19 protein-coding genes are annotated in these 26,998 nt (G+C 65.0%); 8 read left to right on the top strand and 11 right to left on the bottom strand.

Translation table 11 applies throughout. The annotated features are described in order from the left end of the window. Positions 1–10: 10 nt before the first annotated feature. From QCE48_RS20480 to QCE48_RS20460, 5 genes are all read right to left on the bottom strand, one after another. A complete protein-coding gene (locus QCE48_RS20480) occupies positions 11–2,296 on the bottom strand; it encodes a polysaccharide biosynthesis tyrosine autokinase (RefSeq protein ID WP_309785008.1) in 2,286 nt (761 codons plus the stop codon). 12 nt (positions 2,297–2,308) lie between these two features. Continuing rightward, positions 2,309–3,550: a glycosyltransferase family 4 protein gene (locus QCE48_RS20475; RefSeq protein ID WP_309785007.1), complete on the bottom strand. Its 1,242-nt coding sequence runs from the start codon at positions 3,548–3,550 to the stop codon at positions 2,309–2,311. A gap of 707 nt (positions 3,551–4,257) precedes the next feature. Beyond that, positions 4,258–5,385 carry a VIT1/CCC1 transporter family protein gene (locus QCE48_RS20470; protein WP_309785006.1) on the bottom strand — a complete coding sequence of 376 codons (1,128 nt, stop codon included), beginning with the start codon at positions 5,383–5,385 and terminating at the stop codon, positions 4,258–4,260. 172 nt (positions 5,386–5,557) lie between these two features. Further along, a complete protein-coding gene (locus tag QCE48_RS20465; protein ID WP_309785005.1) occupies positions 5,558–6,898 on the bottom strand; it encodes a metallopeptidase TldD-related protein in 1,341 nt (446 codons plus the stop codon). Further along, complete coding sequence (locus tag QCE48_RS20460) at positions 6,895–8,334, bottom strand: TldD/PmbA family protein (protein WP_309785004.1); 1,440 nt, start codon at positions 8,332–8,334, stop codon at positions 6,895–6,897. The genes QCE48_RS20465 and QCE48_RS20460 overlap by 4 nt, the downstream gene beginning before the upstream one ends. Positions 8,335–8,459: 125 nt before the next feature. On the opposite strand from QCE48_RS20460, the gene QCE48_RS20455 reads away from it, so the two are divergent. After that, positions 8,460–10,880: a penicillin-binding protein 1A gene (locus QCE48_RS20455; RefSeq protein ID WP_404982617.1), complete on the top strand. Its 2,421-nt coding sequence runs from the start codon at positions 8,460–8,462 to the stop codon at positions 10,878–10,880. A gap of 292 nt (positions 10,881–11,172) precedes the next feature. On the opposite strand, the gene QCE48_RS20450 is transcribed toward QCE48_RS20455, so the two are convergent. Together QCE48_RS20450 and QCE48_RS20445 are read right to left on the bottom strand one after the other, a co-directional pair. Continuing rightward, positions 11,173–11,397, bottom strand: coding sequence for a hypothetical protein (locus tag QCE48_RS20450; RefSeq protein ID WP_309785003.1), 225 nt, complete (start codon positions 11,395–11,397; stop codon positions 11,173–11,175). Between the two features lie 91 nt (positions 11,398–11,488). Beyond that, on the bottom strand, positions 11,489–12,394 hold the full coding sequence (locus tag QCE48_RS20445; protein WP_309785002.1) for a DMT family transporter: 906 nt from the start codon (positions 12,392–12,394) through the stop codon (positions 11,489–11,491). Positions 12,395–12,740: 346 nt separating this feature from the next. On the opposite strand from QCE48_RS20445, the gene QCE48_RS20440 reads away from it, so the two are divergent. Both QCE48_RS20440 and QCE48_RS20435 read left to right on the top strand, forming a co-directional pair. Then, complete coding sequence (locus QCE48_RS20440) at positions 12,741–15,248, top strand: PAS domain S-box protein (RefSeq protein WP_309785001.1); 2,508 nt, start codon at positions 12,741–12,743, stop codon at positions 15,246–15,248. Between the two features lie 126 nt (positions 15,249–15,374). Further along, on the top strand, positions 15,375–15,725 hold the full coding sequence (locus tag QCE48_RS20435) for a hypothetical protein (protein ID WP_309785000.1): 351 nt from the start codon (positions 15,375–15,377) through the stop codon (positions 15,723–15,725). Positions 15,726–15,746: 21 nt separating this feature from the next. Here QCE48_RS20435 and QCE48_RS20430 read toward each other — a convergent pair whose 3' ends face one another. Then, positions 15,747–16,115, bottom strand: coding sequence for a hypothetical protein (locus QCE48_RS20430; protein WP_309784999.1), 369 nt, complete (start codon positions 16,113–16,115; stop codon positions 15,747–15,749). Positions 16,116–16,478: 363 nt separating this feature from the next. Between QCE48_RS20430 and QCE48_RS20425 the strand changes: the two genes are divergently transcribed. Then, entirely contained in the window at positions 16,479–17,459 is a 981-nt protein-coding gene (locus QCE48_RS20425) for an aldo/keto reductase (protein ID WP_309784998.1), read from the top strand. A 49-nt stretch (positions 17,460–17,508) separates the two neighbouring features. Next, positions 17,509–18,897: an FAD-binding oxidoreductase gene (locus QCE48_RS20420; RefSeq protein ID WP_309784997.1), complete on the top strand. Its 1,389-nt coding sequence runs from the start codon at positions 17,509–17,511 to the stop codon at positions 18,895–18,897. A gap of 18 nt (positions 18,898–18,915) precedes the next feature. Here QCE48_RS20420 and QCE48_RS20415 read toward each other — a convergent pair whose 3' ends face one another. Further along, positions 18,916–19,701: a spherulation-specific family 4 protein gene (locus QCE48_RS20415; protein ID WP_309784996.1), complete on the bottom strand. Its 786-nt coding sequence runs from the start codon at positions 19,699–19,701 to the stop codon at positions 18,916–18,918. Positions 19,702–19,892: 191 nt separating this feature from the next. Here QCE48_RS20415 and QCE48_RS20410 point away from each other — a divergent pair, with 191 nt between their 5' ends. Further along, entirely contained in the window at positions 19,893–22,175 is a 2,283-nt protein-coding gene (locus QCE48_RS20410) for an EAL domain-containing protein (protein ID WP_309784995.1), read from the top strand. A gap of 94 nt (positions 22,176–22,269) precedes the next feature. Here the strand turns inward: QCE48_RS20410 and QCE48_RS20405 are convergent, their stop codons facing one another. Further along, entirely contained in the window at positions 22,270–22,605 is a 336-nt protein-coding gene (locus QCE48_RS20405; RefSeq protein WP_309794294.1) for a hypothetical protein, read from the bottom strand. Positions 22,606–22,635: 30 nt separating this feature from the next. Between QCE48_RS20405 and QCE48_RS20400 the strand changes: the two genes are divergently transcribed. Together QCE48_RS20400 and QCE48_RS20395 are read left to right on the top strand one after the other, a co-directional pair. Then, on the top strand, positions 22,636–22,932 hold the full coding sequence (locus tag QCE48_RS20400) for a hypothetical protein (protein ID WP_309784993.1): 297 nt from the start codon (positions 22,636–22,638) through the stop codon (positions 22,930–22,932). A 39-nt stretch (positions 22,933–22,971) separates the two neighbouring features. Beyond that, complete coding sequence (locus QCE48_RS20395) at positions 22,972–24,627, top strand: PepSY-associated TM helix domain-containing protein (RefSeq protein ID WP_309784992.1); 1,656 nt, start codon at positions 22,972–22,974, stop codon at positions 24,625–24,627. A gap of 85 nt (positions 24,628–24,712) precedes the next feature. Here QCE48_RS20395 and QCE48_RS20390 read toward each other — a convergent pair whose 3' ends face one another. After that, a complete protein-coding gene (locus QCE48_RS20390; RefSeq protein ID WP_309784991.1) occupies positions 24,713–26,905 on the bottom strand; it encodes a TonB-dependent siderophore receptor in 2,193 nt (730 codons plus the stop codon). Positions 26,906–26,998 lie beyond the last annotated feature (93 nt).

The following is a 26,998-nucleotide window of genomic DNA, read 5'->3' as shown; positions in this document are numbered from 1 at the left end:
ATGCCTGTGCTCAGGCGGGTGAGTGACCACGCGTGGACGGGTCGGAGTAATGGTTCGGGTAGGGATGCATGCGCTTTTCGCTGCGACGTTTGGGCATCGCGTTGAAAATTGCACCGGCGACACGCGCCCCTGCGCGGTCGAGCCGACGCGTCGTTTCGCCGAGTTGATCCTCGGTTTGTGCACCTGGGCGCACCACGATCGCCGCAGAGCCGGCTGTCGCTGCGATCATCACCGCGTCGCTTGCGGCGAGCACTGCGGGCGTATCGATCACGATGAGGTCGTAGTGAGGCGCAAGGCGTTCGAGCAAGAGCCGCAGCCGCGTCGTCGAAAGGAGCTTCGACGGGTTCGCAGGCGGCACGCCCGACGAGATCACGCTGAGTCCCGCCACGGCACACGACTGGATCACGCGGTCGATCTCCTGTTTCTCCGCGAGCACGTCGGCGAGGCCGAGGTCGTTCGGCAGGCCGAACTCGGTGGCGACCTTGCCCCGTCGCAAGTCGCCGTCGATCAGCAGGACGCGATTGCCCGCGTGCGCATGAATCACCGCGAGGTTCGATGCGACGAAGGTCTTGCCGGTGCCCGGCGCAGCACCAACGATCGCGAGCACGTTGCTGCCCGTGCGCTCGATGTCGCGCATGAGCGATGCGTGGATCGCGCGCAATGCCTCGATGGCGCCTTCGTTCTCCGTGTCGGCGGAGAGCACGAGCGCGGTCTTGTCCGAGGGCGGCACGCCCGCGCGCTGGCTGAGCATGCGCGCCGTGCGGATCGGCGAATCTTCCAGACGCGCCTGTTCTGCGCTGAAGGCCACCGTACCGAAGACAGGCAACTGTAGTTGATATTCCGCGGCGTCCGGACTCAGCACGATGCTGCGCGACGTGAGCTTGCGATAGACGATGAAGAGCATCCCCAGCAGCAAGCCCGCAACCAGGCCAACCGCAATCACAATCAGGCGCTTCGGCTTCGAAGGCTCGCTCGGGAACAACGCAGGATCGACGAGATGCACGTTGCCGAGCGTGCCGGCGCGCGTGACGTCGAGTTCGTTCGACTTGCCCTGCATCGCCACGTAGATGCTCTCCGCGACCTTGGCTTCCCGCGTCAGGTCGGCCGCCCTGCGGTCCGACTCAGGCAACTGGCTGAAGCGGCTTTCCAGTTCCGCCTTCTGCTGCTTCAAGAGCCCAAGCTGCTCGTCGATGGTTTGAATGTCGCGCGTGCCGGGGCCGAAGCGGCTCGCCACCTCGGTGCGCTGCATGTCGAGTGCGGCAATCTGCTTGTCGATGTCGAGCGTGCTCTTGAGATACGAATCCGCTTCCGAACTGGGCGTCATCGAGTCGGCGTTGGTTCGGTAGTCGCTGAGGTTGGTTTCGGTGCGCTTGAGTTGTTCCTTCAGCCGGGGTAGTTCGCTCTGAATGAATTCGCGCGTGCTGCCCGCTTCGGTCCGGCGCTGATCGACATGCGACGCGATATACGTCTGCGCAATGGCGTTCGCGATGTCCTGCGCGAGTTTCGGGTCCTGGTTTTCGTAGGAAATCTGCACGACGCCAGATTCCTTTTGGGGCTCGGATGCCTTGACCTGCTTGCCAAAACGCTGCAACGCCGAATATTCGCTCAGGCGTTCGACCGTGAATTCGGTGCCGGGCCGCGCGACGAGCCGGCTCACCAGGATGGACAAGCCGTCCTTCTGCGCGAGCGAACCCGCGGTGCCTTCGATCAGCGTGTTGCCCTCTTTGTCGATCAGTTGATAGCGCTGGTCGGCGAGTGCGCGCAGCGTCATTTCCTGATTGATGTAGCGCGACGGCACATCGAGCGTCTGCACATCGATCTTTTCGCCGCCCCACGCATAAGAGCGCAGGCCGAGGAACGCTGCCATCGGTTCATCGGACGAACGGGACGCCGCGATCAGTTCGGAGATGCGCCCGATGACGGGTAGCTCATCCGGCGTCACGAGAATATCCTGCTTGTATTTCTGAATGACCGGCCACAATACCGTGCGGCTCAGGATGATCTGCATCTCCGCATCGCTTGGCAGAGTCTTCGGAACGACTTCCTGCGAGCCGCGTCCCGAGCGTGAATTGAGGCCGAGCGCGTTCGAGTTCGGGTATTCGACTCGCACGATGGCGTCGGCCGTATAGCTCGGAACCGACAGCCATGCATAGCCGATAGCCAGGCACGTGACGGCCACTACGATCAACACGACGCCCCAGATGTTGTCGACCGCCGCCTGGTAAAGACTTGCGGTCGTGGACGTCACGGTCGGGCCGCTGCGGGCGGGAACATAGTCAAGACTCGGTGTATTCATACGAAGACTTCCTCATTCGCTCGACACATGCAGCTGCGCCTCGTGGTTTTCTGTTGGAGCGCTCTGCTTGAGCGCGTCGCTGTAGACCTTCAGGTAGGCCGCAACCATCCTGTCGGGACTGAAAGAATCAGCGTAGCGCAAAAGCCGGTCGTGCGTTTCAGGATCTCGCGCCATCTCGATCGCATCGTGGATCCTTTCGATCAGCGATTGCGGCTTGTCGATGTCGAAGACGAGATGGGAAGTCGGTTCGATCACCTCCGGAATGCCGCCGGTGTTTGCGCCGACGACAGGTATCCCTTGCGAATACGCTTCGACGATCACGCGACCAAACGGCTCGTTCCATCGCGACGGGACGACCAGCACGTCGAGTTCGCGAAGGAAGCTCGACGCATCGACATGGCCGAGGAATCGCACGCGTGCGTCGTTGTAGCGCGACTTCAGGCTGGCGACGTAATCACCGTCGCCGGTTCCGCCGATCGTCAGTTTCCAGTTGAGCGAGCTGTCCTTCATCAGTTCGTCGATCAGAAGCTCGATACCCTTTTCGGGCGAAATGCGGCCGAGCATGCCGAGACGAACGGTATCCTTGACTGACGGTGCGGACGAAGCCGGGGGCTCGCCGGCGTCGGAGAAATGACAGTCGCTGATGACGCGCGTCGATGACGCCGCGGGGAAGAAGCCGTTGTCGAGATGCTTCTGAAGCACGAAGCGGCTGACGCCGATGGCGATGTCGACCTTTTCCGACTGTGTTCGCTTGTGACCCGCGTAACACGCACAAAGCGTGCATTGACGCTCGCAACTCCGGTTGTTGGAGAGCATCGTCGCCGCGGGGCACAAGAGATAATAGTCGCGCGTCGTATGAACGACCGGCAGGCCGGCGTTCTTCGCGATCCGCCAAAGATCAACCGACAGACAAGAGAGATTGCTCGTGCTCACGAGATCCGGCTTCTCGCGCGCCACGACGGCTTTCAGCTTGCGCGCCATGATGAGGTTGTGCGTATCGATGGCATGCCATACGAGCTTCGCCACGCGCGATCGCTTGCCCGCGCGATGGGGCCAGTAGACATTCGCAAAGCGGAGTCGCCATATCTTTACGCCATTGAGCTTGCTGATGTGATCGACACCGGTGCCGGTCGCGCATACGACAGTGACGTCGACGCCGGCCGCGGCAAGACCTTCCGCGAGGAGTTGCGTCGAGACTTCGGCGCCCCCCACGACATCGGGGTAATACAGGGTGTTCGCAATCAATACCTTCATAGAGAACTCCTGATGGCGTCGCACCCGATCAGTCGATCTGATTTCATACCTTTCGTTTTGCTAACTATATGCTTGGAAAAAAACATTCCATATCCTATGAGGAATTTCACCGGCAAGGCTTTTAGCGCCAAGGATCAAGTGCGGAGAGTGCGTGCGACAGGTGCGGATGATTTGCTTCGATGGTGAGACGAACCTAACACGTCGCGTAAAGCCAAGTCTTAGCCGGGTCTTTCATGCTGTGCGCGATGACCCTATCGTAATGGATCATCCGTATTGATGTCGGAGACTTTTGCTGCCTGTCTAAAGGCTGTCGGGCATGCGCTCGTCAAAGTTATGACTAAGCGCTGCTGCATCCGAAGTGCGAAAGAAGTACGTTTTTCCAGGCGGGCCAGATGCTGCTTCGGTATGGCAAGGCGCAAATGTAAGTGCCGTGTTACGGGTTTACACTTTGATTGCTGCTGTGCGGCAGATTTGCGGTCATTTGAACCGGATCGGTAAATCGCATGCACGCAGAGCGCGTCCCATGCAGTGCATCATACGCGTCTCTCCGACTTTCAATTTGGCGGATTGATGCTGGATGTTGTCTGGCCCGCATACTGTGGGGCGCATTTGTCTGACGGACGAATGTGCTTTTTGTTTTTTTAAATCGAATCTTAAACGCGATCGTGATGGTGTACCAACCGGATAGTTCGGTAAGTGCTGTTCTCTTAACTCACCGAGACGCCCAGCAATCGCCCGACGCCGAAGGTGAATCCAGCGGCAACGAGTCCGATCACGATCTGGCGGATAGCCGAGAACGCAATGCCGCGTCCGTTAAAGAGCGAGGTGAACATGCCGATCGCAGCGAGGGCGAGCACGCTTAGCGCGATGCATTGAATCACAGCCGTTAAGCCGTTTGCCCAAAGAAAGGGCATTGCGGGGAAGATTGCACCAATTGCGAACAGGCAGAATGAGACCGCCGCAGCCGACCACGGATTGCCACCGAGTTCGGCAGGATCGAGGCCGAGTTCTTCGCGCGTGAGTGCGTCGAGCGCCTTGCTCTTGTCGCGCATGATCTGCGATGCCACGCGCTTCGCGACCGCACTGTCGAGCCCCTTCGCGCGATAGATCAAACTGAGTTCATGCTCTTCGGCTTCAGGGGTATGTTCGAGTTCGTCTGCTTCCCTGGCGATCTGCGTCTTTGCAAGCTCGCGCGCGTTGGTCACGGAGAGCCACTCGCCGAGCGCCATCGAGCAGGCGCCGGCGATCAGTCCGGCGAGGCCCGTCAAAAGGATGGTCTCGTTGCTGGTGCCCGCGCCCGCGACACCCATCAGCAAGCAGAAGTTGGACACGAGGCCATCGTTCGCGCCGAGAACAGCCGCTCGCAGATCGTTGCCCGACGACACGCCCTTGTGCCACGACTCCGCACTCGCGATTTGCGCGCCCTTCGACGCGTCGGGCTTGTCGGCATCGGCCATGGCCTGCACGACGTCCGCGTGCCGAAGTTCTTCTTCCGACATCTCCGCGGTGTCCGGATGTCCCGCGTATTTGTTGCGATCCGCATATTCGGCGGCGGCTAGCGAAGGCAGGACGAAGGCCGGTCCGAATACATGCACGAGGCCGCGCATGAGAACGGTCTTGACGCCCGGGCCTCGCGACTTCACATGCACGCCGTTCGCTTCCAGCTTGTCTGCCCAGACGCGCGCGTGCTTGCGCTCCGATTGCGCCAGTTCGCCGAAGACCTGTTTGCGCAAGGTGTCTTTCTCGACGCGGGCAAGCGTTTCATAAAGCGCCGCGCTGTGAAGCTCGTCGATCAGGTTCGCGCGATATCGCTTGAGTTCGTTGTTCGATGCCATCGCCGTCGCCTCGTTTCGGATGCGAACTGATAGAGGTTAGCCGACGCCGGATGATTCGCGTGCCAAGCCCTTGCTATGCGCTTTTAGCGCGAATGGCAACCGTTCGTATCGTTATTTGCGGTGGCGGCGAAGCACGCGTAGAAAAGACAGCGGCGGGCGCCGCTGTCCGCGCTTAAAGAGTCAGGTCGAATGAACGCGCGAGAAGTCCGGGTAGTTTCATCCCGCCCGTCGACCGTTCGCCCCAGGTCCAGTCGCTCAGCATCAGCTCCGGCGTCGCGCCGAGCCGTTCGAGTTCGCTGCCGAGCAGGCGATAGAGGCTGTCGTCGAAACGCATTGCCTCGACGGGCGCGACGATCTCGCCATGCTCGACCCAGAACGTCGCAAAGCGCGTCATGCCGGTGAGCCGGCAGTTCACGCGATCGGAAAAATTCACGTACCAGAGGTTGCCGACATAGAGCCCCGTATCGAGCGCCTTCAGCACGTCGGCGTCGGCGAGATTGCCGCCTTGCATCGACAACGTGACCGGCATCTCGTTTGCGGGCGCCCCGTTCGGACGCTGGCCGTGTTCGCGAGCCGTGCGTGCGCTGACGAGCAGTCCTGCGCTGCGGCCCTGTTCGATGAGCGCGACGCTCTCGCGCAGATAGCCGTCCTCGTTGAAGCGCGGCGCGATGTCGAGGCCGAGGTCTTCTGTCAGCGTGACGCGCGGATCGAGCGACACCTCGCCCGCGTGCAGCCGATGCAGCTCGCTGCGCCCGCTCGCCTGCTGGCGCGCGGAGAACGCGGTGAACGACGCGGTGCCGATCAGTTCCCAAAGCGCGGCGGGCGCGAGGTAAGCGCGGTACTGTCCCGGCGACAGGACGCGCGGCGTGCGCTCGAACACCCGCATGCGGGCGGCGGCCTGCTCGACGCGGCTCGCGAAAACGTCGTCGCGCCAGTCGTCGCCCGCGTAGGTCGTCTTGATCGCGCGTCCGCCCGCTTCGCACAGCGACCAACTGAAGTTGAAGTTCTCGACCTCGTGCCAGCCGCGGCTTCCGAGCGACGAAGCGAAGCCGCGCACGATCGATCCGCCCGCGTAGAAGCCGACGAAATCGAACCCGGCCGCGCAGCCGGTCACGACGCGCACGAGCGCGTCGATCGCGGGCAAGGTGCCGCGCCGACGCGTCGACTGCGTCCACGGCGAGCGGTCGATGAGCAGGTGCGGATCGTCGGGCGCGTCGCGCAGGCCGTCGCGCAGGATGGCGAGCGTCTCGGCGATATCGCTTCGATCCTGCGCGGGGTCGCCGCAGATCGTGAGCGTCGCATACGCCTGCCGTTCGCCCTCTATGAGCCGCAGCGTCAGCTTGCCCTGCGTCACGCGGCCGATCTGCCGCACCTTGCCCGCGTTGAAGCGAACGAAGTCCGAGTCTTCTGCCGAGAGCGACGTCAACGCGACTTCGCCTTCGCGCAGCCGTGCTTCGATGTCTTCCGCGAGCGAGCCGAAATGACGATGCCAGTCGAATGCCCGTGCGGTCATCGCGCGCCTCCGAACACGTCGACGTTGCTGAACACGCATGCCGGCGACGCATGGCCGACGCGCACGATCTGCATCGGCTCGCCCTTGCCGCACATCGACGTGCCATACACGCGGCGCGTCTCTTCGTTGCCGACCGCGGCGAGGCTGCGCCAGAAGTTCGCCGAGATGCCGCGATAGTTCGGTTGCCGGACCACTTGCGTGAGCCTGCCGTTCTCGATCAGCTGGCCCCACTCGCAGCCGAACTGAAACTTGTTGCGATGATCGTCGATGGACCACGACGTATTCGTGCGCATCATGATGCCGCGTTCGATGCCGGCGATCATTTCGTCGAGCGAACTCGATCCCGGCTCGATGTTCAGATTCGCCATGCGGTCGATCGGCGGACGGTTCCAGCTCGACGCCCGCGAGTTCGCCACGCCGGGAAGCCCCGCGCGCTGTTGCGACAGCGCGCCGCCGAGCGGGCGTTCGAGCACGCCGTCGCGGATCAGATACGCCTTATGCGCGGGCGTGCCGTCGTCGTCGAACGCGTAGGTGGCGGCTTCGGCCGCGTAGCCCGGATCGAAGGTCACATTGAGTAGCGGCGAGCCGTAGCGATACGTGCCGAAATCCTCACGCCTGACGAAGCTCGATCCCGCGAAATTGCGCTCGTCGCCGAGGATGCGATCCAGTTCGAGCGGATGACCGATCGACTCGTGGATCTGCAGCATCATCTGGTCGGGCATCAGGAGCAGGTCGCGCGGTCCCGACGGACAATTCGGCGCGGCGAGCAGTTGCAGCGCTTCTTCGGCGATGCGCTCGCCCGCGCCGTCGAACCGATAGCGCGCGAGCACTTCGACGCCGCCCTGAGCGAGCGTGCCATAGTCGCCGCCGAGCGTGCGGACTTGGGTGTCGCCCGCCGCGTGCGCGACGGCGGTGAATTGCGGCATCACGAGATTGAAACGCTGGTCGATGCGCACGCCGTCGCTCGTGATGAAGGTCTGCTCGATGCGCGTGAGGGTCACGCCCGCGATGCGTTCGACGATGCGCTCGTCGATACGCGCCGTGGCGCATTCGTGCGCGAGACGCGCGAGCCATTCGTTGCGATCGGGCAGGGGCGCTTGTGCGCCGGGCGATTCATATCGGCCGCTTTCGACGGGACGGCGCATCTGACGATGATCGACGAGCGACGCGGCCGCGCACGCGTGTGCGCGCTGCGTGGCGACGTCGAGTGCGGCTTGCAGGCCCGACGCGGAAAGGTCGGGACTCGCCGCGTAACCTGCACCCGCGCCGGCCCACGCGACGAGCATCGCGCCGCGATCGCGCGTGGTGGGGAGCGGCTGGACTACGTCGTTGCGCACGGCATGCTGGTCGATTCGTTCATCGACGATGCGCACGGACCAGAAGTCCGCCGTGCTGCGCAGGGCGCTCGCGGCGCGTGTAACGGATTCCTGGATCATGCGATGGGCTCGCTCGTGCGGACGGCACATTATGGCCGATCGAAAAAAACGTGGAAGCCGCGCCTTGCGGGCCGTCCGTGCCCAATTTGCTAGCATGCTGCCTTTCCCGCAGCCGGCAGGTCAGTGTGAAGCGCCCCGACGTATCCTTTCTTCGAGACCATTTCGACCGCGCCATCGCGCGCACGCGCCCGGTCGCGGCCGCACTCTTGCGCCGCCTGCGCCATCCCACGCGACGCGGTCTCGTGCGGGCGGCGGCAGCGGTGCCCGCGCTCGTGCTCCTCTACGTGCTCGTGCTGATTCCGTTCACGCCCGGCATCGGCGACATCCGCCGTGCCAAGGTCGACGAACCCGCGCGCATCTTCTCCGCCGATGGCAAGCTGCTCGCGGAATTCAAACCCGTCAACCGCGAGTGGGCGAAGCTCGCGGACATCTCGCCGCACGTCGTGGAGGCGCTCGTCGCGACCGAGGATCATCGCTTCTACGAGCATCACGGTCTGGACTGGCGGCGCACGGCGTCGGCGGCGGTTCACACGTTTTCCGGCGACCGGCAGGGCGGCTCCACCATCACCCAGCAGCTCGCGCGCAACCTGTACCCGGACGACATCGGCCGCTCGCAGACGCTCACGCGCAAGCTGAAGGAAGCGATCACCGCGCTCAAGATCGAGATGATCTACACGAAAGCCGAGATCCTCGAAACCTATCTCAACACCGTGCCGTTCCTCTACAACGCGTATGGCATCGAGATGGCGGCGCGCACCTACTTCGACAAATCCGCCGATCGGCTCGACGTGACCGAGAGCGCGACGCTCGTCGGCATGCTGAAGGGCAACAGTTACTACAACCCGGTCATCAATCCCGAGCGCGCGCTGGAGCGGCGCAACATCGTGCTCGCGCAGATGGTGAAGTACGGGCATCTCGCGCCCGCGACTTACGAGTCGTTGAAGCGCCGGCCGTTGCGCGTCGATTTCGAACGCCAGTTGGAGGCGCCCGGCCGCGCGCCGCATTTCGCGCAGCAGTTGCGCAAGTGGCTGATCGCGTGGGCCGACGACAACGACTACAACATCTATTCCGACGGGCTCGTCGTGCGCACCACTATCGACTCGCGTCTGCAGACGATGGCGACGCAAGCGGTCACGTGGCAGGGCAACCAGTTGCAGTCGATCGCGAACGCGGCGTGGGGCGCGCGTGCGGGCTGCGCCGGCGGCAATCCCGACCTCGTGCACGCGTTCGTGCGCGAGTCGCCCGAATACCGCGCGGCGAAGGACGCCGGCGTCGCCGACGACGAAGCGATGAAGCGCTTCGCTTCGGATCGCAACTTCATGCGCACGCTGTGCGAGAACAAGACGCGCATGCAAGCGGCGTTTCTCGCGCTCGATCCGCGCAACGGCTATATCCGGGCGTGGGTCGGCAGCCGCGATTTCAGCCAGGACCCGTTCGATCACGTCAGCCAGGCGCGGCGCCAGCCGGGCTCGACGTTCAAGCCGTTCGTCTACGGCGCGGCGTTCGAGCAAGGCGCCAAGCCCGACGACACCTTCATCGACCAGGCCGTCGAGATCCCGCTCGCGGGCGGCGAAGTCTGGCGTCCCGAGGACGACTCGCCGCCGAGCGGCCGTCCCGTGACCCTGCGCGACGGTCTCGCCTATTCGAAGAACCGCATCACGGCGCAACTGATGCAGGAAGTCGGGCCCGCGCGCGTCGCGCGGCTCGCCCGTGCGATGGGCGTGCGCGACAGCAGGCTCGAACTCGTGCCGTCGCTCGCGCTCGGCACGAGTCCGGTCACGCTGAAGGAGATGGTGTCGGCATATGGGACGATCGCGAACGGCGGCGGCCATGTCGAGCCGGTGCTCGTCACGCGCATCGAGGATCGCAAAGGCGGGGTGCTGGCGCAGTTCGAGCCCGCGACGCCCGAACGCGTGCTGCCTGCGGACGCCGCGCAGAAACTGCTCGACGCGATGCGCGCGGTGATCGATCGCGGCACGGGTTCGAGCATTCGCAGCCGCTTCGGGATTCGCGGGGATGTCGCGGGCAAGACCGGTACGACGCAGGACAACGCCGACGGCTGGTTCATCCTGATGCATCCGCAACTCGTGGCGGGCGCGTGGGTCGGCTTCAACGACAGTCGCGTGACGTTGCGAAGCGACTATTGGGGACAGGGCGCGCACAGCGCATTGCCGATCGTCGGCGATTTCGTCCAGCGTTCGATGCGCTCGCATCTGATCGATTCGCGCGAGCGCTTCGCCAGGGAAGAAGAGACCGGCACGCTGCGCGCGTGGGTCGCGAGCGTTCGAGGATGGTTCGCGAACCTGTTCGCTTCGAAGCCGGCGAGCGAGCCGCCCGCGAAGCCGCGGCCCGCGATGCGGCGCGTTCCCGCGGTGCCGGCCGCGCCGATTGCACCGCCAACGCCGGCCGCTTCGGTATCGCCGGCGCCGCCGCAGCCGCAGGCCGTGCCGCCGATCATCGCATCGCCGATGCCGGCCGAGATGCCGCCGTTGCTGCCGGTGCCATCCGAACAGCAGCCCGCCTCTGGCCCGAGCGCCGCGCCGTGAAGCGAGCCGCCGGGCGTCGCGCTATTTCGCGAACTGCGTGCGACGCCCCACACAGGCGGCATTTATTTGTATGTACATTGGGACATCCGCCAGAGAGTGTGAGAGCCGATGTAAGAAGCGTTCTGGCGCGGCAGGACGGCGCCGCGCCTACTACTTCCCATCGACGAACTATCTTGAGAGAAGGCCCCGCCGCATTGCGCGACGGGGCCTTTAGTTTTGCAGACGCTCGCGGCCGTCCGACCGCCCGCGCCGCGTCGCTCCAAAGCCCGCGCCCGGCGGTGCTCGCAGCCGCTTAATGGCGATGACGCAGCCAGCCGTGATGAGCCTCGCGTGGCGCATGGCCGCGCAGCGCCTCGCGCGAGCGGCGCGATTCGATGCCCTCGTGCACCAGCAGCACCAGCGCGACGAGCGCCAGCAGCGAGAGCGCGAACAGCACGTTGACGACGTCGCCCACCGTCACGCGTGAATTCAAAGCCGAACCGGACAACCGGATCAGGGTACCCACAAACTCGTTCATCGCGGCCTCCGCATCCGAGCCCGACCACGCTTATATTTTAGGTCGCGCGCGGACCTTCTGCGTACTGCTTCTCGGCTGCGCGGCGGCCGTGTCATTCGCCGCGCGACGGCGCGTCGGTGCGGCGCAGCGCAAGTCCGACGCCGCTTAACGTCAGCGCCATCGCCGCAGCTTCGCGGGCGCCGAGCGGCTCGCCGAGCGCGATCGCGGCGGCCACGATGCCCATGACCGGCACGAGCAGCATCCCGATCGACGCGACTTCCGGCGGCAAATAGCGCAGCGTCGCGAACCACGCGAGATAGCAGACGCCCATCGGCACGAGCGCCATGTAGACGAGCACGGCCCAGCCGTTCGCCTTGAGCGCCGCGAAATCCGGATGCTCGAAGAGCAGCCCGGCGATCACCATCGGCACGCAGCCGATCCCGACCTGCCACGCGACGAGCGTGACCGGCGCAACCGGCACCGCCGTGCGCGCGACCACGGTGCCGAGCGCGAACAGCACCGCCGCCGACAGCGCGAAACCGATGCCGGCGAGCTTGCCCGCGTCGAATGCGATGCCGTGCCCGCCGAGCAGCACGACGACGCCCGCCAGCGCCAGCGCGAGCGCGGCGAAGCCATGGCGCGTCGGCCGGCGCGACTGGATCGGCCAGGCGAGCAGCATCGCCCAGACCGGCATCGTGTAGACGAGCAGCGCGCCTTCGCTGACGGAAAGCCATTTCATCGAGAGCGTGGAAAAGCCCATCCACGCGAAGACGTTGGTGCAGGCGGCGAGGACAACCCGCGGCATGACCTGGCGCGAAATACGCGTGTTCTCGCCGATGGCGGCAGCGATCGCGCCGAGCAAAAGCGCGGCCGCGACGCCCGCGACGCCGCGCGAAAAAAGCGGCGGCCATTGCTTGAGCAGCACTTTCATGGCGGGCCAGTTGAGCGCCCAGCCGACGGCGGTCACGAAAAGGAAGATCAGACCGGGCCAGCGCGAGCGCGTCGTCGAATGGATCATGTTGTTGTTATGGATTCGCGAGGCCCGATGATAACCGCCCGGACGCTATCGGGACCTTCGCGTGCAATCGTCGGAATTTTCTTCGCGATGCGCACCGAATTAAAAAGTCGTATTTACATGCCTGCAAAAAAACCTTCGGAAAATTCGGAACGTGGTGTATGTAATCGATTATGTCGGGGGATTGGCGGAGCTAACATCGGTCCAATAAAACTAATATTGAAAGCTCGCGGACAAGTCCGATCGACGTGCGCAAACGTTTGCGCGAGTTTTGTGTTTCAATCGCACGGCGTTTCGCGGACACGTTCCGCGCCACCGAAGCGAATTCAATAACAAATGGAAACGGGCCATGCACTTCCAGTACGAGGCGTCATCCCCTGAAGAGCGACAGTCGAATCCCGTTCGGCACGCGCATTTTCAAAGATGGTTTTCGACCTTTGCGAGCCTCGCGCATTCCAGGCTGCCGCTCGATCCCTATCTGCAATCCGTGACCGATACGCTCAAGGAAGTCGCCGGCGTGGCGTCCGCGGTCGTCGAATGGATCGAAGGCGATCAACTCGTCTATCGCGCCGTGAGCGGCGAGGCCGCCCGTCACATCGGCACGCGGATCGCCCTGGAGGGCAGCCTCTCGGGCCTGTGCATCACGCGACAGCAGCCGCTCATCTGCCGCGATGCGTCGACCGATCACCGCGTCGACCGCGCCGCGTGCGAAGCGGTCGGCGCCGTGTCGATGTTGGTGGCGCCCGTCGTCTACGAAGGACGCTCGGTGGCCGTACTGAAGCTGATTTCGCGCCAGGTCGATCAGTTCAAGGCCGCCGACGTCAGCATCCTCGACGCGTTTTGCGCCTGCATCGCCGTGACCATCGCGCGGGAAGAGGTCGCCCAGGAAAACGAGAAGCTGTTGCGGGCGAACGAAAGCGTCGCCGCGGATCTGAACGTCGAGTCGTCGCTGCGCATCGAATACGAGAAAAAGCTCGCCGACGCGCTGCGGCGCCGGCGCACCGTGCTCGACAACGCGCACGTGGCGTTCGTCGCGATCGACGAAGCGGGGCTCATCGCCGACTGGAACGAGGCCGCGGCGAACCTGTTCGGCTGGCGCACGCATGAGGCGATCGGCGAGGAACTGTCCGCGCTGATCGTGCCCGAGCGCTTTCGCGACGCGCACCGGGCGGGCCTCACGCGCTACCTCGCGACGGGCGAAGCGCGCTTCATCAACAAGCGCGTCGAGTTGCCGGCGCTGCGCCGCGACGGGCGCGAATTCCCGGCGGAACTCACGATCAGCGAGGTCTGGTTCGAGAGCCAGCGGCAGTTCACCTGCTTTATCCACGACATTTCCGACCGGCGCCGCGCCACCGAGGCCGACGAACGCCTGCGCCTGCTGATCAATTCCGTCAGCGACTATGCCATCTTCATGCTGGACCAGGACGGCTTCGTGCGCTCCTGGAACGACGGCGCCCGCGCGATCCACGGCTATAGCGCGGACGAGATCGTCGGGCGGCACTTCACGCTGTTCTTCTCGCCCGACGACGTCAGTAAGAAGAAGCCGGAGGCCGAACTACTGCGGGCGGCGTCGCAGGGACGCGTGGAGAACGAAGGCTGGCGCCTGCGCAAGGACGGTTCCGCGTTCTGGGCGCGCGTGATCCTGACCGCGCTGCGCGACGGCGACGGACGCCAGCAAGGCTTCGTCAAGATCACGCGCGACATGACCGCGCGGCGCAGGCTCGAAGAACTGGAAGCGTCGAGCCGACGGATGAACGAATTCCTGGCGCTGCTCGGCCACGAACTGCGCAATCCGCTCGCGCCGATCCGCAATGCGGTGAGCATTCTCAAGCTCAAGTCGACCGACGACGCCGACGTCGTGCGCAGCCGCCAGATCGTCGATCGCCAGCTCGCGCACCTGACGAAGCTCGTCGACGATCTGCTCGAAGCGGGCCGCGTCAGTTCGGGCAAGATTCGCCTGTCGAGCGACACGGTCAACGTCGCCGACGTGATCCAGCTGAGCGTCGAGGCGAGCCAGCCGCTCTTCGACGAGCGCCAGCAACGGCTCGCGGTGAGCGGCGCCGACCAGCCGCTTTTCGTGAAAGGCGACACGACGCGGCTCGTCCAGGCGCTCAACAACTTGCTGAACAACGCATCGAAATTCAGCCCGGTCGGCTCGACGATCACGCTCGAAACCGGGCCGCATGCGAATTCGGTGGTGGTCCGCGTGATCGACCGGGGTCGCGGCATTTCGCCGGACGCGCTCGACAGCGTGTTCGACCTGTTCGTGCAGGAACATCCGCCGGGCGCCCATGCGGACGAGGGCGGCCTGGGCATCGGCCTGACGCTCGTGCGCGCGATCGCGCAACTGCACGGCGGACACGTCGAAGCGCGCAGCGGCGGCGCGGGCCAGGGGAGCACGTTCAGCATGTGGTTGCCGCTCGTGCAGGCGCCGACGCGCGCCGCGAGCGCGCCGCCGGCGCCGGATCAGCACGCGAACCGGCCGCTCGACGTGCTGGTCGTCGACGACAACAAGGATTCCGCCGACAGCATGACGCTGCTCGTGGAAATGCTCGGACACACCGCGCGCGCGGCCTACGACGGCCCCGACGCGCTGCAGTCGTTCGGGCAACGCGCGCCGCAGGTCGTGTTGCTCGATCTGTCGATGCCGGGCATGACGGGATTCGACGTGATCCGGCGCATCCGCGAGGCGCAGAGCGGCGAAGTGATCGTCGCGGCGATGACGGGCCTCGGTTCCGACGAGGACATCGCCCGGACGCGCACGGCGGGCTTCGACGCCCATCTGACGAAGCCGGTCGACTTGCCCGAACTGGAAGGCGTGCTTGCGCGCGCGGCGCTGCGGGCGGCAGAGGATTGAAGCGGCGGTTGTAGTTTCGACTGAGAATCTGGCGTTTTTTGCTGTACGCGCGGCGGTTTCGACGGAAGGCAATGTCGGGAAATCCCTTGTGCGCGGGGGCGGGGCGGCTTTGCGTCGCGTTCAGGTATGAAGATTGCCTCAGGTCGCCACTCAATCTTGACCCGCAGGCAGACGATGCACAATCGAGTTCATATCGACGAAAAAACGCCCAAGGTGTATCGCCATGCCGCGTGTGCGGCCGAACCGGCGATCGCTCATCTGGAAAGGGTGATCCGGCATTACGTCAAATCCGGCCGCCACGATACGCCGGCGCCGTTCACCGCGCAGTACTGGCTCGGACGCATCGCCGATCTTCAGATGCGCTTCGATCTGCTCCCGCCGCAGAAAGTGAGGCTCGACCGTCTCCGCAATGAGCTTTCGGCGTGCATCGCCCGCGAGCAGCAGCCGGACGCAACGATGGCGCGCCGCGCTGCCTGAGGACGCGAGCGTTTCGGCGCGCTAGATGTCTTCGGTTTCGAGCACGACGGGCTCGGCTTCGCCGCGCGACACTTTCTCGGCCGCCGACGCGCAAATCTCCTGCGCGTGCTGCAGGAACAGCGCCATTTCCGGCTCGTGGCCCGCATCACCGTGGCGAATTTTCAAAGCGTCGTAAGTCACGAGGCCGCGGTGCGTCACGCCGTGCATCTCGAAACGGAAGTTGACCGCCTCGGAATAGCAGTCGTCGATGACGCCAACCACGGCCGGATCGCCGGCTGGCGTCTCACCGGGCCCGTCGCCACGGGGCTTCGTCCATAGCGCCGCGAGTTGTTCTGCCGCTCCGCGGGCGATTCGTTTCAGATCCAGCTCATGTGTCAATGCGATCCTCATGGCGTGCTCCCATTCATGGTCGCAGAACTAGCACCGAACATGCCATCGCGTGGCAATCCTTCGATTCCCGGCGGCGGCGCTTGCGCCGTTCGGTGCCTTAGTGCTCATTCCGACAGTTTCCCGGCCAATCAGTTCATCAGGAACGCGCCGAGCGGGCGCATGACGAAGCCCGCGCCGAAGGTCGCGAGCGACAGCAGCAGCGACGAAGCGGCGTCGTGCGAAGGAAAGAAGAGCCGCCCGATGATCGCCGCCGAAAAGCTAGAACGCTTTCAGTTGCCATGCGAAACGCCACGCCCGGGAACGGCGCGCCGTGTGCGCCGGTCACAGGCAGACACCGGCAACCTTCCATCAAGGAGCGAATCCATGGAGTACGTGAAACTCGGCTCGACGGGACTCGACGTCTCGCGTCTGTGTCTTGGCTGCATGACTTACGGCGTGCCTTCGCGCGGCAAGCATCCGTGGACGCTCGATGAAGACCAGAGCCGACCGCTCATCCGGCAGGCGCTCGAAGCCGGCATCAATTTCTTCGATACCGCCAATGCGTATTCGGACGGCACGTCGGAGGAAATCGTTGGACGGGCGCTGCGCGATTTCGCCAAGCGCGACGACCTCGTGATCGCGACGAAGGTGTTCAACCGCATGCGTCCGGGTCCGAACGGCGCGGGACTGTCGCGCAAGGCCATCTTCAACGAAATCGACAACAGCCTGCGCCGTCTCGGCACCGATTACGTCGATCTTTACCAGATCCATCGCTGGGACTATCACACGCCGGTCGAGGAAACGCTCGAAGCGCTCCATGATGTCGTGAAGGCGGGCAAGGCGCGTTACATCGGCGCGTCGTCGATGTACGCGTGGCAGTTCAGCAAGGCGCTCTACACCGCGCGCGAACGCGGTTTCACGCCGTTCGTCACGATGCAGAATCACCTGAACCTGCTGTATCGCGAGGAAGAGCGCGAGATGCTGCCGCTGTGCGAAGACATGGGCATCGGCGTGATGCCGTGGAGTCCGCTCGCGCGCGGGCGCCTGACGCGCGACTGGAACGAGTCGAGCGAACGGCAGCGAACCGACGACTTCGGCAGCGGCCTCTACGAGCGCTCGCTCGAAGCGGACCGCGCGGTGATCGAAGCGGTGGCCGCCCTCGCGGCGGAGCGCGGCGTGCCGCGCGCGCAGGTCGCGCTCGCGTGGGTCGCGCAAAAGGCGGCGGTGACGACGCCGATCGTCGGCGCATCGAAGCCCGCGCATCTGACGGACGCGGTCGCCGCGCTGTCGCTCGATCTGTCGGCCGATGAAATCGCGCGTCTCGAAGCGCCATATGTGCCGCATGCGATCGCGGGCTTCGTCTGATCTGTTTATGATGAAGGCCGCTATCGCGATAACGACAGGAGACAGCGTCATGGCAGCAGGCGAAGGGGTAAGCGCGTTGCGGGAAGCGCTCGGCGCGCAAGTGGTGATGCTTCCCGGCGAATTCGGCGACCGCCGCGTCGAAGACTGGAGCGGGCTGCCGAGCGCCGTGCCGCTTGCGCTCATCAGGCCGCGCGATACGGCCGAAGTCGCGGCGGCGCTCGCCCTTTGCACGCGCCATGCACTGCCGGTCGTCACGCAAGGCGGCCTGACGGGACTCGTCGGCGGCGCGAACCTGCGCGGCGACGAAGTTGCGCTGAGCCTCGACCGCATGAACCGCATCGTCGAAATCGATGCTGTGTCGGGCACCATGACGGTCGAAGCGGGCACGCCGCTGCAAGTGGTCCAGGAAGCGGCGAGCGCGGCGGGCTTCTACTTTCCGCTCGATCTCGGCGCGCGCGGCAGTTGTTCGATCGGCGGCAATCTCGCGACCAACGCGGGCGGCAACCGCGTCATCAAGTACGGGATGATGCGCGATCAGGTGCTGGGCCTCGAAGCCGTGCTCGCGAGCGGCGCCATCGTCGGCGGGCTCAACAAGATGATCAAGAACAACAGCGGCTACGATCTTCGTCACCTGCTGACGGGCAGCGAAGGCACGCTCGCCGTCATCACGCGCGCGGTGCTGCGTCTGCGGCCGAAACCCACGGCGACGGCGACCGCGTGGTGCGGCTTGCCCGACTTCGCGGCCGTCACCACGCTCCTCACCCGCGCGCAGGCGGGACTCGCGCCGGGCGTCTCCGCGTTCGAGGTGATGTGGGCGGGCTATCACGATACCGTGCTCGCCAATCTCGACGCGTTGCGCGCGCCGCTCGCCTCACCACATCCGTTCTACGTGCTGCTGGAAAGCGTGGGCACGGACCCGGTCCGGCACGGCGAAGCCTTCGAGGAGTTTCTCGGGACGATGCTCGAAGAAGGCATCGTGAGCGACGCGGCGCTGGCCTCGTCGGAAGCGCATGCGCAGGCGTTCTGGGCGATCCGCGACGCCCCCGGCGAATACCAGCGCTTCATTCCGAACCATGCCGCCTACGACGTCAGCTTTTCGATCGCGCAGGTCGGCGAGGCGGCGGCGCTCTGCGAGGTGCGTCTGCGCGAGCGCTGGCCGGATGCCACCATCTTGGTCTACGGACATCTCGGCGACGGCAACATCCACATCGTCGTGGACGTGCCGGGCATGCCGAAGCACGATCACGACGACATCGACCGCATCGTCTACGACGTCACGCGCGAATTCCACGGCTCGATTTCGGCGGAGCACGGCATCGGCGTGAAGAAGAAGCACTTCCTGCACCAAAGCCGCACGGAAGCCGACGTCGAATCGATGCGGGCGATCAAGCACGCGCTCGATCCGCTCGGCATTCTCAATCCGGGGAAGATCTTTTAGGCGCGCGTTCCCGGGTCGTCACCGGATCGCCGCGGCGGCGACTTCCTGATTCCAGTAGGCCGGCAGGTTCTTGTACGGATTCGGCAATCCGGTCGAGGTGACGAACACGCCGCCCGCGCCATGTGTGGTCGCGAACTGGATCGTCTTCGCCAGTTGCGAAGCGTCCACGCCATAGACGACATGCACGAAGCGCGATTTCGGATAACGCGCCTGCCAGGGCGCGCTCACGTAGCTCGCGTAGCGTTTCGCGCTGTCCTCGAATACGACGAACTGGTCGGCGGCCGGCAGGCTCGCGTAAAGCTCGGGCACGCTCGTGCCCGGATTGCCCATCACCGAATAGCGCGGCGACAAGCCCTTGATGTAGTTGTACACCGACTGATAGAACTGGACGTGCGACGTGACGCCGTCGTTCGTCATTTCGTCGATGAAGAAGCCATCGATCCTGTAGAGCGACACATACCGATTGATGTCGCTCACCACGGCGGAAAGCGAACGCTTCGCATACGACGACGACACATAGCCGATCACCTTGCCGCCCGCCGCCCGCACCTTGGCGATGGCCGCCGTATAGGCGGGGTCTTCGCGCAGGCCCGGGCCGCTGTTCGGGTTGAGGATCACAATGGTGGGGACTTTCGCGGCGGCCGTCGCGAGTTCGTTCCAGAAGGCCGCGCCCTTGCCGACGGGATCGAAATACGCGGGCACGACGAGCGGCAGGCCGGTCGCGGCGGCGAACGATGGCGCCGGCGGGATGGCGAGGAAGAGCGCCGTCGTTAGCAGAGCGATTCGAATGCGGATGTTGAACATCGGTTGACTCCTGAACGGGCGTCTTTTAAAGGACTTGCGTCGCCGGATTGCTCCGGTTTTGCCATATGCGCTTTACGGCGCGTTCGTGGCGAACCTTGAGTATGCGGCCGACTGTCACGGATCGAACGCTAAAGACCCGTCACCGCACGCCGTTAAGAAGCGAACAGCGAACAGTAGAAAGGGGTGGTGCGGTGCAGGTAAAGGCGACCGATTTCCTCGGGACCATCGACAAAACGATCCTGAGGAGATTTTCCTACGTCACGTGCGGCCGGCGCCTCGACGGCTTCGCGCTCGCGTGCGCCGCCGTCGCGCTGACGGCCGCCGTCTCGGCGTGGGCGCCGCTGCCGTGGAACCTGATGCTGGCCGTCTTCATCGCTGGCGGGGCGGTCGTCGCGCAACACATGCAGCAATCGAAGCGTCAGGTTTTCGTCGCGCAGCAGTTCGCCAAGGGGTTGCTCGGCATCGCCGAGGACTGTCTCAAGCTGCTCGATCTCGATGGCCGGATCGTTTGCATTTCGGACGTCGGTACGCGTCTCATCGAAGCCAATGCCCCCGACGACATGGTCGGCGTCGACTGGCTCGGTCTCTGGGACGGTCCCGACGCGCGGCACGCATTCGCGCGCGCCATCGCGGGGGAATCGACGTCGTTTTCGGGCGCCTGCCGCACCGTTACGGGCTCGATGAAATGGTGGACGTCGACCTTCGCGCCCGTGTTCGGCGAGCGCGACAAGGTCGTCGCGATCCTCTGCAAATCGCGCGACATCACGGCCGAAGTGGATCTGATCGCCGAGCTGCGCGGCAATGCCCAGGTCCAGAAGGACATGGAAGATCACGTCGATGCCGTGTTCTGGACCGCAAGCCAGGACTTCCGCACGCTGCTTCACGTGAGTTCGGCGTTCGAGCGGATGTGGGAAATGCCGATGTCCGCGCTCGAAGCCGATGAAACCTCATGGGCCGAACGCGTTCATCCCGACGACCTGCCGCAACTGCGCGGCAGGATGCGCGATGCCGTCCAGACGGGCGCGCCGGCGCAGAGCTATTTCCGGCTGTGTCTGCCCGAGGCGCGCATCCGCTGGGTGCGCGCCGACATCTATCCGGTCATCGAGGCGGGCACGGTGGCGCGCGTGGTGAGCGTGTGCGTCGATGCGACCGACGAGCAGGAGCGGCTTCGCGAACTGCACCGCCTCGCGAACATCGACAGTCTGACGGGACTTCACAACCGCAATTCGATGACCGAGGCGCTGCTCGCCCACTGCAATGCCGGCGAACCGTTCGCTTATCTCTTCATCGACATCGATCGCTTCAAGTCGATCAACGATACCGCCGGCCATTCGGCGGGCGACACGGTGCTGAAAGCCATCGCCGAGCGCATTCGCAGCGTCCTGCCGGACAGCGCGATCGTGGCGCGCCCGGGCGGCGACGAGTTCACGATTCTCCTGCCCGGCGTGCCGGACCCGGACCGGATCGCCCAGGCGTGCCGCCGGCTGGCGGTCGCCTGCCATCGTCCGATCAGCATCGACTGCAAGACCGTCACGATGACCTGTTCGATCGGCGTCGCGATGTATCCCGAGAACGGCAGCACGCCCGAGGCGCTGTTCACGAGCGCCGACCTCGCGATGTACGCGGCGAAGCGGGCGGGACGCAACACGTTCCGCGTGTTCGGCGAAGAGGAAAAGGTCGACCTCGCGCGCGCGCATCTGGAGACCGAGCTTCACGACGCGATCCGCGACGACCAGTTCGTCCTGCATTACCAGCCGCAGTATCGCGTCGATTCGGGCGCGCTCACGGGCGCGGAGGCGCTGCTGCGCTGGAATCATCCGCAGCTCGGCCTGCTGGCGCCGGGCGCCTTCGTGCCGGTGCTCGAAGAAAGCGGGCTCATCGTGGAGGCCGGTCACTGGATCATCCGCAAAGCGGTGCAGGCAGCCAGCGACCTCGCGATCTCGGCGCCGGAGGTGAAGTCGGTGTCGATCAACGTGTCACCGAAACAGTTCCGCGATCCCCGGCTCGTTTCCGTCCTCAAGCAGACGATCAAGCGATGCTGCATCGACGCACGCCGCATCACGCTGGAAATCACGGAATCGGCGCTGATCGAAAATATCGACGGCGCGCAGGAAGTGCTTACGCAGATCCAGCGCATGGGCGTGCGGATCGCCATCGACGATTTCGGCACGGGTTATTCGAGCCTGAGCTATCTCGCGCGTTTTCGTCCCGATGTCCTGAAGCTCGACAAGTCTTTCGTCGACAACATCGTATCCGACGAGACGGTCAGAACGGTAGTGGAAGGCGTCATCGATCTGGCGCACAAGCTCGGCATGACGGTGGTCGCGGAGGGCGTCGAAACGCAGGATCAGATGGACATTCTGCGCGACGCACACTGCGACAAGGTGCAGGGGTTTCTGTTGAGCAGGCCGGTATCGCTCGGCAGGCTGCTCGAACAAGGATCGCAACGCCGCCTCGAAGCGATGACGCACTGACGTTTTGCGGATGTTCGCGATGGCGTGGCCTTCGCGATCACGCGAAAAAAATGCAACTAACGGTCAAACCAGTGCGCCTACGTTTGCTGATGAGTCAGCCGAACGACACGAAAAACCGGTCAACAGCAAAGGCGACTTCTGTATGATAATCATTCTCATTTGAGTAACAGACGTCCGCCGGTCGTTTTGCCAGATCCATGAACAACGCTTTTACCGTCGCGTCGGCGCTCGCCAGCGCGCTGCTATTCCATGCCAGTTCGCCTAACCAACGATGGCTTCGCCGCCCCTGGCCCGCCCGGCCGTCGCGTATCGCGGCCGTCGTCTGCATCGTCGCGGCGCTCGTGAGCGCCGCGCTCGGGCTGCCAATCGCGACGTCGCTTTCCGTCGTCACCGCGGCTTCGATGGCGTTCCTGACCGCGTGTCCGTTCATCGGCGTGCTGATCGAACGGATGCGCGCACGATGACGCGCGCCGTCAATCCGATCGAACGCGGCCTGATGACGAAGTTCATCGCGGGCGTCACGGGCGGTCTCGGACTGGCGATCGCCGCCAGCGCGCTGTTCGCGCGCCTCTCGCCGGGCGGTTTGACGGCCGCGAGCAAATTCCAAGTCGCGATGTGGCTCGTGCCGCCAGTCTGGATCGCGGTCGCCTCCGCCGCGTTTCTGTTCCGCAGCGGCGCGCGCGCAGTCGCGTGGCTCGCCGCGTTCAACGTCGGCGCATTCGCGCTCGTCGTGCTCTGCCAGCGCGTCGTGACCTGAGCGCATCAACCCACTTCCCCGATTCGGCTTCCCTTCAGCATGCGCAGCGACGTCATTCGTGTCTACAAGACCGTCCACACCTGGACCGGCATCGTCGCCGGGCTGTTGCTCTTCATCGCGTTCTACGCCGGCGCCGTCACGATGTTCAAGGACTCGCTGACCGCCTGGACGACACCGCCCGCCGCCAGTGCGACGCCGTCCGTGCCGATCGAACGCGCCGATGCCCTGATCGAGCGGACGCTCGCCGCGTATCCGGCCGCGCGCAAGCTCCTGAACCTGTCGCTGGTCGACGAAAACCGTGTGCGTCTTTCCTGGCAACCGTCGCCGGGACGTCGCTGGCATGCGTGGCTCGACGATCAGGGCCAGTTGCACGCGAGCGAAAACCGTCCCTCGGACGCAGCGCGCGTCATCGACTTGCTGCACATGACGGGCGGCGTCCCGGGCGGCTATGAATTCGGCGTCGGCGTGATGGGTGTCGTGTCGCTGCTGTACGGGCTGGCGCTGGTGTCCGGTGTGATCGTGCTGCTGCCGACGCTCGTGAAGGACCTGTTCGCCCTGCGCATCGGCAAGAACCTGAAGCGGATGTGGCTCGATGCGCACAACGCGGTCGGCATCCTGAGCCTGCCGTTTCATCTGGTGATGGCGCTCTCGGTGGTCGCGTTCGGACTCGGCGACTACCTCTACGGCGCGCAGGACAAGCTGATCTACGACGGCGCGCTCAAGTCGATGATGGCGGCGCAAAACCCGTACTTCGCAAAGGCGCCGGCGCACCCGAGCGCAGCGGGCGAACGCGCGCCCGCGATGCTGCCGCCCGCGCAACTGCTCGCGAAGGTCCGCGAGCGCGCGCCGCACTTCGAGCCGACCGCGCTGCGCTACCGTCGCGCGGGCGAGCCGGGCGCGACGGTCTTCGTCGCGGGTGACGACGCGCGCTTTCTCGCCCGCGACGGCGGATTCGCGCTGATGGACCCCGTCTCCGGCGCGTTTCTGAACGCGCAATTCCTGCCGGGCGACGGCGGCGGCAGCAACTGGTCGGCGGCGACGAGTGCGTTCTACGCGCTCCACTTCGGCAGCTACGGCGGCGCGCCGGTGCGCTGGAGCTATTTCTTCCTCGGACTGGCGGGCGCGTTTCTGTTCTATTCGGGCAATCTGCTCTGGATCGAGAGCCGCCGCAAGGCGACGCGCCGCGATGGCGTGCAACTCGCGCAACGCCGCTCGACATTCGTGATGGCCGCGCTGACGGTCGGCGTGACGCTCGGCTGCATCTGCGGGATTTCGCTGACGCTCGCGGCGGCCAAGGCGCTCGCCGGCCGCGTCGGCGACTTGCATGCGTGGCATGTCGGCATCTATTACACGACCTTCGTCGCCGCGATCGTCTGGGCGATGGCGCGCGGCGCGGCGCGGGCATCGGTGGAACTGCTGGCGCTCGCGGCGTTCAGCACGGCGGCAATTCCGCTCGCGAGCGTCGTCGGCTGGCTGGCGCCATCGAGCGGCCTCTGGTTTTCCGGCGATGCGAACGCCGTCGGCGTCGATGTGGGCGCGGCGCTCGGCGCATTGTGCTTCGCGTGGATGTGGCGCAAGACGCGCCAGCGCGTTGCATCGGCGCGCACGGACAGCGTGTGGTCGCTGCGGGCGCGGCCCGCGCAGAAAGAAGAAGCGCGCGCCAAGGGTGGTGAGGAGCAGCAGGGCGCGCGCTAGCCAGCCACAGGACAGCGCAAAAAAACGCCGCCGGTTTTCAGAAACCGGCGGCGTTTTCGTTAGCGGCTCGCTCGATGGATGGAAATCAGAAATCCGTCGTCATCGAAAGCAGGAACGTGCGCGGCGCGCCTTGCGTCAGATAACCGCCGGCCGTCGACGCCCAGTACGACTTGTTCGCGACGTTCGTCACGCTCGCCCGGAACGTGGTCGGCTTGCCGAACACCACGGTCGCGTAACGCGTGCCGAGGTCGAAGCGGTCCCACGCCGGAATCGACAGCGTGTTCGTCACGTTCAGATACTGCGGGCCGGTGTGAATCCAGCGCGCGGAGAGCGTGAGCCCGGTCAGCATCGGCACGTCGTATTCCGCGCCGATGTTGAACATGAAGCTCGGCACGCCGATCGGCCGGTTGCCGTCCGTCGCGCCATTGGCCGTGTCGAGTTGCTGCGCGTTGATGTAGGTCGCGCCCGCGATCAGCCGCACGCCTTTCACCGGCTGGCCGTACACCGACGCCTCGACGCCGCGATGGCGCTCGTTGCCGTCCGCGACGAAGAAGCCCGCGCCGTTCGTGAACGTCGACGGCTTTTCGATCTGGAACGCCGCCAGCGACGCGCCGAATTTCTCGTTGTCGTATTTCACGCCGACTTCGTACTGCTTCGAGCGCTCGGGCGGCAGCAACTGCCCGAAATTGGTCGCCGTCGACGGCGCCTGGTCGCCCGCGGCCAGCGCTTCGCTGTGATTGGCGAAGAACGCCACGTTCTGCCACGGCTTGACGACGAGCCCGAAGAGCGGCGTCGTGATCGAATCGTTATAGGCCTCGGTCTGCTTGCCGGTGTAATCGTAGGCGTTCGACACAAGCCACTGATGACGCGCGCCGATCGTGAACAGCACGCGGTCGTTCAGGAAGCCGAGCGTGTCGGACACTGCGACGCTGCGCATCAGCGTGAGCGCGGTCGTCTGCGGATCGGACAGATCGCCGCCCGAGAACGCCGTGGCCGGCGACGGCACTTGCTGCGTGTCGTAGAGGCTCGTCGGGAACGAACGGCTGAGCGTGTAGGCCGATTGCGAGTCGACGCGCACGATCGACGCGCCCGCCGTGACGAAGTGCGAAACCGGCCCGGTGTTGAAATGCCCGCGCACGCCCGCTTCGGCGGACGTCGCGTCTTCCTGGTGCGGCACGCCGAGGCGCGAGGCCGTCGTGCCGGCGTTGCCGACGACGGGCGTCGAGTATTCGCCGTGCTCGTTGGTGTGACGCGCGCCGCCGGCGACATAGGCCGTCCAGCCGGGCACGAAGTCGTATTCCGCCCGCACGATGCCGACCGTGTCTTCGAGCGAACTGAAGCTCCAGGTCTGCGCGTAGTTGTACGACGCCGAAGGCGGTTGCGGCACGACATCGCCCGTCACGCGCACGACCGGCCGGCCGTCGTTCACGCGCTGGCGCTGGTACAGGAAGTCGCCGTAAAGACGCAGTTTTTCGCCGCGCCAGTCAAGCGCGACCGCTGTGGTGTTCTCGCGCCGATGTTCGCCGTCGATGCTGGTTTCGCCGTCGCGATTCGCCTGATTCACGCGAATGCCGAACTGGCCTTCGCTGCCGAAGCGCCGGCCGACATCGAGATGCGCGCCGAACTCGCCCGAGCCGCTGCCTTCGACCGTCACGCGCGTGAGCGGCTTGTCGTCGGCGCGCTTCAGTTGCAGGTTGATGCCGCCGCCGATCGCGGTGCCCGTCGGCGATGCGCCGCCGAGGAACGCATTCGCGCCCTTGAACACGTCGACGCGTTCGAGCGCGTCGGTCGAGACGAGCTGGCGCGGCGTGATGCCGTAAAGGCCGTTGAGCGAGATGTCGTCGCCGGTCATTTCGAAGCCACGGATCACGAATACTTGCGAGAAGTTGCCGAAGCCGTAGGCCGTGCGCACGGCCGGATCGTTGTCGAGGACGTCGGCGAGCGTGCGCGCCTGCTGGTCTTCGATCAGCTTCGACGTGTAGGTCGTCATGCTGAACGGCACGTCGATGTTCTTCTGCTGGCCGAGCACGCCGAAATCGGAGCCGCGGGCAACCTGTCCGCCGGCGAAAGTCGGTTCGAGGTCGCCCGGCAGGGCTTCCTTCGAAGCCTGGATCTTGACGGCGGGAAGCGTGGTTTCAGCCGGTGCGGCGGTGTCGGCCGACTGCGCGAACGCGGCCGGAACCTGGAAGGCGAGGGCGATTGCGGCGACGATCGACGCGCGATGAACGGAGCGCCGGGGAATTTTGAACTGCGAATTGCACAAACGGGAAGCGGACATGAACGGAACGATGCGTGATGGTGAGTCTTCCGTCCCGGGCAAAGGGATTCCGGGCGGCACTTGCGGCGCCCGGATTATACTCAAATGCGAATC

The organism is Caballeronia sp. LZ024 (assembly GCF_031451455.1).
Lineage (GTDB): Bacteria > Pseudomonadota > Gammaproteobacteria > Burkholderiales > Burkholderiaceae > Caballeronia > Caballeronia telluris.
Note: the sequence above shows the minus strand (reverse complement) of the source record. Positions and strands in the feature narration are given on the sequence as shown.